The organism is Longimicrobium sp., assembly GCF_036280135.1.
GTDB lineage: Bacteria > Gemmatimonadota > Gemmatimonadetes > Longimicrobiales > Longimicrobiaceae > Longimicrobium.
This window is the reverse complement of the sequence record NZ_DASURI010000615.1, coordinates 18,079-28,397: the sequence shown is the minus strand read 5'-3', so window position 1 is coordinate 28,397 and position 10,319 is coordinate 18,079. Positions and strand designations below refer to the sequence as shown.

Sequence of the window (10,319 nt, the reverse complement as noted above, 5' to 3'; positions counted from 1 at the left end):
TTCTCCCTGGTGAAGGTGCGTGCCGCGGTGCGGCATGCGGGGTCCCGTCGTGCGGCGGGCGCCTCGGGGAAAGACCGGTTGGGTGAACGCGCGGCGTCGCGCGTCCTGGTTCATCATCGGCCGTCGCCGGCGATCCCTGTTCCCGGATCATCGCCGGAAACCGGGCGGATGCGCGCCACGGCCGCATCCGCCCTTTTGCCCGCGTCAGCTCACGACGGGGACGACCTTGCCGTCGAAGATGCGGATCTTTTGCCCATCGAACTTCGTCAGCTCGAAGAAGCCGTTGTCCTCGTTGAAGCCGAGGGACATCTCCTGCAGCAGCCCGATGGCGATGGCCTCGCCAAAGGGCAGGGACTCGGTGTAGTCCGACCGCCAGTGCACGCCGGCGCCGTTGCGGAAGATGGCGATGTTGCCCGCCAGCTTGTTCAGCTCCCCGCCCACGGTAAGCGGCGCCTCGCCCACGGGCGGCGTGTAGTCCACCAGCGTCAGGCCGTCGGGGCTGGCCTCCACGGGGTTCTCGATGACGGTGTCCTCGTCGAAGAACGCCTTGAGGATGGTGACCATGGCGCCGCTGCCCGTGGCGTGGCCCGCGCCGTACGCCGGGTGCGTGGGCGCGCCCTCGGGGTACGCCTGGGGCAGCAGGTACGACTGGAACCGCTCGCCCACGCTGCCGAAGTACGGGGCCAGGTCGCCGCTGGTGAGCGACGTGACGATGCTGGGGTGCAGGGGATAGCTGCGCCCCTCCGCGCCGCTCGTCTGGTTGAAGCGCACCTGATTGTGCACGCGGCCCCCGTACTCCTCCGGGCGCAGGCGGCGGTGCACCCCCCACTTTTGCCACCACACGGCGCGGATGGCCCGGCCCAGCACCTCGCTGAGCACCTGGAACAGGTGGGGCTGCCCAAAGGTGCCAAAGCCCACCTGCGTGCGGCTGTCGCGCGGCGTCCCGGGCGGGTCGTACGGGTTGCCGTCGTTCTTGGGGAACTCGAAGTCGATCTGCGGGCGCCCCGTGATCCCGCTCTGCGTCGTCTCCTGGTTGCCCGTGGGCTCCGACTGCAGCAGCCACGCGGCGTTGTAGTACGTATCGATCACCTGGTCAAAGTGCACCAGCGTGGCCCCGTCGCGCAGGGTGCGGATGAACACCCGGTTGATGTCGAAGCTGTCGCCGCCGCGCGCGTCGGCGCCGTTCTGCACGGCCAGCCAGTCGTCGAACACGGTCAGGTGGTCCAGCCCCACCTCGGCCGTGATGAGCCGCTGGTCGATGCCGCGGGCGCCGTACGAGATGTAGCCGTCGGTGGCGTCGCGGCCCAGCGAGGGGAACTTGCGCGGGTCCACGTTGCCCTTGAGCAGGAACTGGCTCACGTACGGCCCCACCTGCTCGCCGGGGTAGATGCCGCGGAACAGGTTGCCGGCCGTGACGGGCACGGTGCCGCCAAAGCGCGGGAACTCGTCGTTCAGCGAGCCGATGGCGGCCGCCGCGTCGGTGTTGGTGTCGTACTGGCTGAAGGGCACGTCGCGCAGCACGGCCATCCAGTACAGCTCGCCCATCTCGTGGGCCGTCACGTCGCTGTCAAAGCGGGGCGCGGGCGGGATGGTGCGCTCCTGCGCGTCGGGCCCCGCGATGTCGAACGCCAGGCCGCCCTGCGGGTTGGTGAGCTTGACGGGGCTGGGCACCGCGTCGCTCAGGATGATCTCCTCGAAGTCCTGCGGGTCGCGGCTTTCCAGGGCCCGCAGCAGGGTGGCGTACGAGGCCGGGTCGGGATCGCCCAGCGCGTCGTGCCTGAGGCTCTTGGAGTAATTGCCCACGAGCGGCTGCGCGGGGTAGTTGGTTTCGTCGTTGTTGTTGTGGTGCTCGTCGTGCCGGCGCTCGGCCGCCAGCTGCGCCGCCCCCACCCGCACGTCGCGCGCGCTCAGCCGGCGCTCCTCCACGCGGCGGGACAGGGTGGTGTTCTGCACGTTGAAGTTGTCGAAGACCACCAGGCCCGGATTGGCCGCCGCCTTCTGCGTGTTGGCGCCCAGGGAAAAGTAGAGGGCCGTCAGGGGGATGGGAGCCGCCATGCTGAAGAGGACCGTCCACGCCGTGCCGTCGGCCGACAGCTCCCAGTACAGGGTGCCGGCCCGCTCGCGCATGCGCAGCCAGCGGTGCGCCTGCGGGTCGTGCGGGATGGACTCGCGGATGGCCTGGGTCCCGGCGATCAGCGTCACCGCCGAGACAAGGCCCTGGCCCACGAAAAAGAACACCGCGTTGGTGGAGTCCTGGCTGGCGATCAGGTACAGGTTGCTGCCCACCGGGGCCGGGTCGCTGCCGACCACTTCCACGAAGACCATGGAGCCGGTCAGGTCGTAGATGGCTCCTCCCGCGGAGCGGTAGAAGTACTGGTTGACCCCGGCCAGCGACGGAGCGGGACGGATCTCCAGCCGGCCGTTCACCTCGCGGATGCGGCTGGCCAGCCCCGTGGGGCTGGTGACCGTCCACTTCGTGGCGTCGAGGGTGTTGTCGTTGAAGTTGTCAACGAGGGTGTGTGCCTTCGCCATGGGATTCTCCCTGGTGAAGGTGCGTGCCGCGGTGCGGCATGCGGGGTCCCGTCCGGCGGCGGGCGCCGCGGGGAAAGACCGATGGGGGAGACGCGGGTGGCGCGTCCCGGGAGCGCCGAGAACCGATGGGGGCGGACGCGAAAAGGCCCCCTCCGGCGTTCTGCCGGCGGGGGCCTCGGCGGGGCCCGGTTGTCTCGGGTGGCCGCGGCGGTGCCGCCGCGACCTGTTCCAAGGATAAACCCGCGTCCTGAACCCTGTCAATCGGTCGCGGACGCCTCAGGCGTACGTGCACACGGGGTTCACGAAGGTGTCCGGCTCCGGGTTGCTTCCGCACTGGTAGCCCCAGCACGAGGGGACGGTGTCGTCCGTGGGCTCGCAGATCCAGCAGTACGACTGCGGCCCGCCCTGGCCCGTGTCCGACGTGGGGAGCGTGCGCTCGGCGACGGCCGTGGTGGCGAACGACTGCACTTCGATGCTGTTGATGTCCAGGCGTATGATGTTCGTCCGGTGGCTGAAAGGGAGTGGGGAGAGCGAACGGATCATCGCACGCGTCGCCTGTGGCGTGCACGTGCGAATCACCGGGAAATGGATGCGGGGCGATGCGCGGCATCCGGGCTCATCCGGCGTGACCGGAATCGGCGTCGTGCGATGGGGAACGCGCCCCGGGAGATCGTGTCCCGGGGCGCGTTCGACATCGGCCCGCCGCGCGGGATCAGACGCAGCCCACGCAGCTGAACTGGTGGGCCTGCGTGCAGGGGTAAAAGCGCGTCTCGGGATCGATGGGCTGCGGCTGGCACGCGGGATCGGTGTTGCCGGTGGGATAGCAGATGTAGCAGTACGACTCCGGTCCGCCCTTGCCCGTGTCGACGGTGATGGGCGTGGCGTCGATGGGCGTGGCGGTCGCGAACGACTCCACCTGCAGGCTGTTCATGTCCAGGCGCATGGCCGTGTCCTCCGGGGGATGTGAGTGGGACCAGGGAGGGTGTACAGGCTAATGCGGAGGGTGTCCTGCATCAAGAATTTTATTCTGGAAAGGATTCTTTGTCTCGGATGGAGCCGGCTCGCGCGGAAGGTCGGAGATCCCGAACGCCCCCTCCGGGCTCGCGGAGCGCGCCCACCTCTCCCAGGACTGCCGGGGGAGGTTTGGAAGAGCTGGATGACTGCACCCGCGACGGCCGGTCGCGGACCGGAGGGAACCCGCAGGAGGACGGCGTCCCTTGGTAGCCAGGCTGCTTTGGGCGAGGGGACGGCATCCGCGTTATTTGGGAGAAGCACTCCCACTGTAGGCAACGCCGCGGAGGCGCAGCGTACTTCATCGCGCGACGACGTACTCTGCGCGTCCGCTCTGCGTGAACATGCGGCTCGCCCCGTCGTCCATCGCCTGGGGGAGGGGCAGGGTGGTGGCCGCGGAGCGCGGTGTGGGCCCGGGCGCATCATCCACCCGATCGCGATCCGTAGAAGGATGCCAGGTCCGGACGGCTGGCCCCGGGCGGTTCGTCGCCTGCGCGATGCGCCGGACGGAGAACCGCCCGCGGAGGCGCCGTCCCGCGAGCACGGCATCCACCGGATCACGATCCGTAGAAGCCTGCCTGTCCGTCGTGGACGTACGGACGGATGAGGGCGCGGAGGGCTACAGGCCCACCGGGAGCACCAGGCGGGCCTCGCAGCCGGGGCGGTCGTCGCGGTTGGCCAGGCGCAGGGTGCCGCCGTGCGCCTCCGCGATCTGCCGGCTGAGCACTAGGCCGATGCCCGAGCCGCTGGGCCTGGTGGTGAAGAAGGGGACGAACAGGTTGTCCGGGTTGGCGATCCCCGGTCCCTCGTCGCGGATCCACACCGTGACGGAGCGCGCGTCCGCATCCCATCCCGCCTCCACGCCGCCCCCCGTCTCCGCCGCCGCCTCCGCCGCGTTGGCCAGCAGGTTGATGAGCACCTGGTCCAGCTGGTCGGGGTCCGCGTGGACGGTCACGGGCGGACCCTCCACCAGGCGGATGGCGCCCCGCGTCTCCAGCCGTACGGCGCGGCTCACCAGCCCGCGCACGTCCACGGGGCGCTTGCGGGGCGGGGGAAGGCGCGCCAGCCGCGCGTAGCTGCTCATGAAGCGGCCCAGCGCCTCGGCGCGCGAGGCCACGACGGACAGCCCCTGCTCCAGGTCGTCGTCCCGGTCGGCCGGGGCGGGGGCGCGGCCCATCAGGTCCAGCAGGCTGCGGGAGATGGACTGGATGGGCGCCAGCGAGTTGTTGATCTCGTGGCTCAGCACGCGGATGAGGCGGCGCCATGCCTCGCGCTCCTCCTGGCGCAGCACGCGCCCCACGTCGCTCAGCACCAGCAGCTGGTGCGGCACGCCGTCCTGGCGAAAGCTGGCCCGGCGCAGGTCCCAGGGCCCGCTGCCGCCGGGAAAGGTGCGCTCCACCGTGGCGGGCGTCTCGCCGTCCAGCAATCCATCCAGCCCCAGCTCGCGGGCCCCGGCCCCCGCCAGGGCGTCGGAGGGCAGGCGCAGCAGCTCCTCCGCCGCGCGGTTGGCGAACTGGACGCGGTCGTGGTGATCCAGGGCGATCACCACCACGTCCAGGTTGGAGAGCACGGCCCGGAGAAGCGCGGAGGCTTCCAGCTCCCCCAGCCGCAGGTGCCGCAGCCGGTCCGTCAGCTGGTTCAACTCCAGGCTGGCCAGCCCCACGGGATCCTGGGGATCGAACACGCGGGCGCGGGTGCTGAAGTCGCCCACGCGCAGGGAGGCGATCAGGTTCGCCAGCGTCTGCAGGGGGCGGGCGAAGCGGCGGCGCGCGGCCTCGGCGCACCCCAGCCAGACGGGCGGCACGAGCAGGGTGACGGCCCAGCGCACGGCCGGCGGGGCGGGGAGGAGCCACGCGAGCGCGAGGGCCGCGACGGTTCCCGGGAGCCCCGCCGCCAGCGCCAGCAGCAGGACCCGGGCGTCCGAACGCCGCAGCATCCTCATACGGGGTCCGGAAGACGACGCATGGGGCGACAGGGGCAAGGAGTGGAATTGCGAACGAGAAACGAGTGAGGAAGCGGCTCGCCCATGGCCGGGAATGCGCCAGCCCGGCCCGGCCGCGGCACGTCCTGATCATACCGGGTCCCGAAAAGCCGCTGTCTTCCCTGCGTCCTCCGGCGGCGCGCGCACCCCGCGGGGGATGAAAGTCGCCTTTGTCCCCCTCCCCAGGGTTTTGGGGGGAGGTGGGCGAGCTCCGCGAGCCCGGAGGGGGCGCTCGCGGGGAGGCCGCCAGATGTGCAGAGGGCTGGTTCTGGCGTGTAGCAGGCCTCACGCGAGCGCCCCCTCCTCGCACCTCCCCCAATAACCCCTGGGGAGGTTGAACCGCGGTGGCTTTCATCCCGCAGGGTGCGCGCGGCGCCGGATGCCTCGGGAAGTCGACTCGCCGATGCGCAGCGTTTCTGCGGAGTCGGGATCAGCCAGCGGTTCGGCTCACGTATCCAGGCCGTGCTTCTGCAGGCGGCGGTACAGGGCGCTGCGGGACAGGCCCAGCGCCTCGGCCGCGTGGCTCACGTTGCCGCCGTGGCGGTCCAGCGCCTTGCGGATCAGGTGCCGCTCCACCTCTTCCAGCGGCATGTCCTCCAGCCCGTCGCCCCCGCGGGAGGCCGGCGCGCGCAGGTTCAGGTCCATGGCCGCCACCCGGTCGCCGCCGGCCAGGAGGACGGCGCGCTCCACCGTGTGCGACAGCTCGCGGACGTTGCCGGGCCAGGCGTAGTCCAGCAGGGCGCGCATGGCGTCGGAATCGAATCCCTGCAGCCGCTTGCCGTAGCGCTGGGCGAAGCCGCGGAGAAAGTGCTCCGCCAGCACGGGGACGTCGTCGCGGCGCTCGCGCAGGGGTGGAACGTGGATCTCCACCGTGTTGATGCGATACAGCAGGTCGCCGCGAAAGCGCCCCTCGGCCACCTCCTGGTGCAGGTCCAGGTTGGTGGCGGAGATGAGCCGCACGTCCGCCGTGCGCGGCTGGCTGCTGCCCACCCGCTGGAACTCGCCCGTCTGCAGCACGCGCAGCAGCTTGGCCTGCAGCGACATGGGCATCGTCCCGATCTCGTCCAGGAAGAGCGTGCCCCGGTGCGCGGACTCGAAGTAGCCGATGCGCTCCGTCCTGGCGTCCGTGAACGCGCCCTTCACGTGCCCGAACAGCTCGCTCTCCACCACCCCCGTGGCGATGCCGCCCGCGTGCACGGTCACCAGGGGTCGCGAGGCGCGGGCGGATTCGGCGTGCAGGCGGCGGGCGATGACCTCCTTGCCCGTGCCGTGCTCGCCCGTGATGAGCACGCTGGCTCCCGACGGGGCAATGCGGCGCACCATGTCCAGCACGTCGCGCATGGCGCGGGACACCGCCACGACGGACGCGGGGGCGGCGTCGTCCGTGAGCCGGCGGTTCTCGTCTTCCAGGTGCCGCGCCGTCCGCAGGGCCCGGCCCAGCTCCACCTGGGCGCGGAGGGTCGCGAGGAGCCGGTGGTTGTCCCACGGCTTCTCCACGTAGTCCCGGGCGCCCAGGCGCATGGCCTCCACGGCGCCCTCCACGCTTCCCCACGCCGTCATCACGACGAGGGGAAGGCCGGGATGCACGGCGCGGATGCGGCGCAGCAGGTCCATCCCCTCGGCGCCGGAGGTGGTGTCGCGGGCGTAGTTCAGGTCCAGCAGCACCACGTCGAAGTCGTGCTCCTGCAGCTGCCGGGCGACGGCGGCGGGCGAGGCGGCCGTCTCCACGACGTATCCCTCGCCCTTGAGCAGCAGGCGCACGGCCTGGAGCACGTCGGGCTGGTCGTCGGCGACGAGGACGCGGGGGGCTTCGGCCGGGGCGGACATGGAATCGGGGGACGGGTACGCGAATGCGGGGAATGGACGGCTCACGGCAGCGCCCCGGGCGTGGGGCCTCCGAAGATAGCGCGGGGCCGGTGCGGCGGCGACGGGGACGGCCCGGCGCGCGCGGGCGCCGGGGCGGATGGATCGAAACGCATCGGCTGCCTCGTCCTGGTCTGCCGCGGATCGCGTCCGGCGGGAAACCCCGCCCCCGCGCGGGACGCGCTGGATCACCATCATCCGGAAACCGGCGCCGTGCGAATTTCTGCTTGCGCACTGCCGTGGCGTGCGTTCCTGGGCCCGAGCCAGGCGCCGCGCGGAGCGTTCGGCCGACGACGGTCCCGGCGGCCGACCCGAAGGCGCAGCTGTCCACCCCCCGCTCCGTTCCCGGCACGAGCGTCCTGCCGGACCCGGGATCAGTCCTTGATCCGCAGGCGGTCAACGTTTTCCCAGCGGGACAGGTCGGTAAGGATCACCTGGTCGCCCGCCGCCAGGCCGGACACGACCTCCACCGTGTTCACGGACGCGCGGCCAAGACGGACGGGGACGCGCACGGCCGCCGCGCCGCCCTCCACGACCTTCCACAGCGACGCGTTCCCCTCGGACTGCGCGTACGCCGGGCGGCCCATGTGCAGCACGGACGGCAGCCGGTCCAGCTCGATGGTGCCGTCCACCGTCAGGTCCGGGCGCGCGCCGCGGGGCAGGGTTCCGTCCAGCGCCACGTCCACCGTGACCGCGCCCGCCTGCACCGACGGGTCAATGCGCACCACGCGCCCCGCCGCGATGCCGCTGCGCGTGTCGATGCTGGCCGCCTGCCCCACGGCCAGGTCGCGCGCCTGCGTCTCGGGGATGCGCAGCACGGCCTTGAGCCGGCCCGGCTCCACCACCCGCGCCAGCGTCGTCCCCGGGGTGACCCACTGGCCCACCTGGAGCTGGAGGTCCTGTACGATGCCCGCCGCGCCCGCCACCACCCGCATGGAGCCCGCTCGCTGGCCGTGAAAGGCGGTGATGGAGCGCAGCCGCTCCACCTGCGCCCGCTGCACGGCCAGCCGCGACGCCACCGAGCGGTCCAGCACCCGCACCTGCTCCTCTTCCGAGGCCACGCGCTGGGCCATCTCCCGCGCCCGGTCCGCCGAGCGCTCGGCCTCCAGCCGCGCGATGAGCCCGCGCTCCATCATCTCGCGGTCCGCCTCTGCCCGGCGCCGGGCCTCGCGCTCCTCGGAACGGAGGGTGGCCAGCGTGCCCTGCAGCGCCAGCCGCTGCGTCTGCAGCGACGTCTCCAGGTTCGCCAGCTCCGCCTGCGCCTGGGCCATCTGCCGCTCCGCGTCCAGCCCTTCCAGCTGCACGTCGGGGTTGGAAAGCTCCAGCAGCACGGTGCCCGGCTGCACCGGGTCCCCCGGCTGGACGAGGATGCGCTCCACCCGGCCTCCCGTCGTCGCGGAGATCCAGCGCACGCGCTCGGGCACCAGCGTGCCGGGACCCCGGACGGCGCGCACCATCTCGCCGCGCCGCACGCTGTCGATGATGACCTGCTCCCGCTGCACGGACGGCGCCGCGGGCTCCAGCCGCGAAGCGCCGAACGCCAGCACCCCCAGCACCCCGATCCCCCCGCCGATCATGGCGAAGCGGCGGTTGCGGCGAGCCCTTGTATCGGTGCGCGGTACGTCCATGGATGCCTGCGGGAAAGGGGATCGGGCCGGGGGACACGGGGCGGATACAGGGAAAGCCCCGTGCCGGAGCCGCGCGAAAGCCCAAGTCGTTGCCCCGGGTGGACTTGCCGAGCGGACGGGCGGTCCGCCCTCCGCGGGGCGTGTCCGGTGGCGGGAATTCGCGTCCCACGATCGAACACTCGCGCCCGTGTCGGGCATCCAGGCGCGTCAGGGGACGCGGGTGTCCGATTTCGCGAATCCAAATCCCACCACCGGACACCACGCCCGGCGGGAACCCGGCGCCGGCGTCCGCGTAATCCGTTGCCAGCGCACGTGATCGCGTTATTCCGGCGACGCGGCACGGTCCGTGTTCTTCCAAAGGGCCGGCGGGGATCGAAACGCGCCGCCGGCCGTGCGCCCTCGTCCTACCCTGAAGCCAGCGGCGGATTCGCCCCGTCCGCCGGCGCCTGTCCTCCTCCTGCGTGCAAGCGATGACCGCCGCGAACGAACCGCTGATCCGGCTCGAGAACGTTTCCAAGGTCTTTTACACGGACCAGGTGGAGACGCACGCGCTCGCCAACGTGCACCTGGGCATCCGCTCCGGCGAGTTCGTCGCCATCGCGGGGCCGTCCGGGTGCGGCAAGAGCACGCTGCTCTCCGTCCTGGGGCTGCTGGATTCCCCCACGGGCGGCGAGTACCGCCTGGCGGGCACGCCCGTGCAGGGGCTCTCCACCACCGAGCGCGCCCGCATCCGCAACCGCGAGATCGGCTTCATCTTCCAGTCGTTCAACCTGATCGGCGACCTGACGGTGTTCGAGAACGTGGAGCTGCCGCTCACCTACCGCGGCATGCCCTCGGCCGAGCGGCGCAGGCGCGTGGAAGAGGCGCTGGAGCGCGTGCAGATGTCCCACCGCAACGGCCACTATCCCGCGCAGCTTTCCGGCGGGCAGCAGCAGCGCGTGGCCGTGGCGCGGGCCATTGCCGGCACCCCCGCCGTGCTGCTGGCGGACGAGCCCACGGGAAACCTGGACTCCGCCAACGCCACCGCCGTCATGGAGCTGCTGCGCGACCTGCACGGCCAGGGCAGCACGCTGGTGATGGTGACGCACGATCCCCGCTTTGCCAGCTTTGCCGGGCGGCAGGTGCACCTGTTCGACGGCCAGGTGGTGGAAGACGGCGCCACCGCCGGCGAGCCGCAGGGCGTGAGTGCGTGAGTGCGGAAGTGCGAAAGTGCGAGAGTGCGAGAGTGCGAGAGTGCGAGAGTGCGAGAGTGCGGGAGTGCGTGAGTGCGGGCGTGCGGGCGTGAGGGGGCCGCCTGCCGCGTG

7 protein-coding genes are annotated in these 10,319 nt (G+C 71.8%); 1 reads left to right on the top strand and 6 read right to left on the bottom strand.

Annotated elements, in window-relative coordinates; translation table 11 throughout:
• Positions 1-204: 204 nt before the first annotated feature.
• From VFZ20_RS19985 to VFZ20_RS19960, 6 genes are all read right to left on the bottom strand, one after another.
• Positions 205-2,532 (bottom strand): vanadium-dependent haloperoxidase, encoded by a 2,328-nt coding sequence (locus VFZ20_RS19985; protein WP_329685702.1) that lies wholly within the window; start codon positions 2,530-2,532, stop codon positions 205-207.
• 276 nt (positions 2,533-2,808) lie between these two features.
• Positions 2,809-3,075: a hypothetical protein gene (locus VFZ20_RS19980; protein WP_329685701.1), complete on the bottom strand. Its 267-nt coding sequence runs from the start codon at positions 3,073-3,075 to the stop codon at positions 2,809-2,811.
• A 169-nt stretch (positions 3,076-3,244) separates the two neighbouring features.
• Complete coding sequence (locus VFZ20_RS19975) at positions 3,245-3,475, bottom strand: hypothetical protein (RefSeq protein ID WP_329685700.1); 231 nt, start codon at positions 3,473-3,475, stop codon at positions 3,245-3,247.
• Between the two features lie 687 nt (positions 3,476-4,162).
• Positions 4,163-5,479 (bottom strand): sensor histidine kinase, encoded by a 1,317-nt coding sequence (locus tag VFZ20_RS19970; protein ID WP_329685699.1) that lies wholly within the window; start codon positions 5,477-5,479, stop codon positions 4,163-4,165.
• A 492-nt stretch (positions 5,480-5,971) separates the two neighbouring features.
• A complete protein-coding gene (locus VFZ20_RS19965) occupies positions 5,972-7,396 on the bottom strand; it encodes a sigma-54-dependent transcriptional regulator (RefSeq protein ID WP_329685698.1) in 1,425 nt (474 codons plus the stop codon).
• Between the two features lie 365 nt (positions 7,397-7,761).
• The gene (locus tag VFZ20_RS19960) at positions 7,762-9,015 is read right to left on the bottom strand and encodes an efflux RND transporter periplasmic adaptor subunit (protein ID WP_329685697.1); all 1,254 of its coding nucleotides are present in this window, start codon (positions 9,013-9,015) and stop codon (positions 7,762-7,764) included.
• Between the two features lie 470 nt (positions 9,016-9,485).
• Between VFZ20_RS19960 and VFZ20_RS19955 the strand changes: the two genes are divergently transcribed.
• Positions 9,486-10,208 carry an ABC transporter ATP-binding protein gene (locus VFZ20_RS19955; RefSeq protein WP_329685696.1) on the top strand — a complete coding sequence of 241 codons (723 nt, stop codon included), beginning with the start codon at positions 9,486-9,488 and terminating at the stop codon, positions 10,206-10,208.
• Positions 10,209-10,319 lie beyond the last annotated feature (111 nt).

What these genes read in the sequence shown, in the direction of transcription:
- VFZ20_RS19985 (WP_329685702.1), bottom strand. Translation starts at nt 2,532, where the DNA reads ATGGCGAAGGCACACACCCTCGTTGACAACTTCAACGACAACACCCTC.
- VFZ20_RS19980 (WP_329685701.1), bottom strand. Translation starts at nt 3,075, where the DNA reads ATGATCCGTTCGCTCTCCCCACTCCCTTTCAGCCACCGGACGAACATC.
- VFZ20_RS19975 (WP_329685700.1), bottom strand. Translation starts at nt 3,475, where the DNA reads ATGCGCCTGGACATGAACAGCCTGCAGGTGGAGTCGTTCGCGACCGCC.
- VFZ20_RS19970 (WP_329685699.1), bottom strand. Translation starts at nt 5,479, where the DNA reads ATGCTGCGGCGTTCGGACGCCCGGGTCCTGCTGCTGGCGCTGGCGGCG.
- VFZ20_RS19960 (WP_329685697.1), bottom strand. Translation starts at nt 9,015, where the DNA reads ATGGACGTACCGCGCACCGATACAAGGGCTCGCCGCAACCGCCGCTTC.
- VFZ20_RS19955 (WP_329685696.1), top strand. Translation starts at nt 9,486, where the DNA reads ATGACCGCCGCGAACGAACCGCTGATCCGGCTCGAGAACGTTTCCAAG.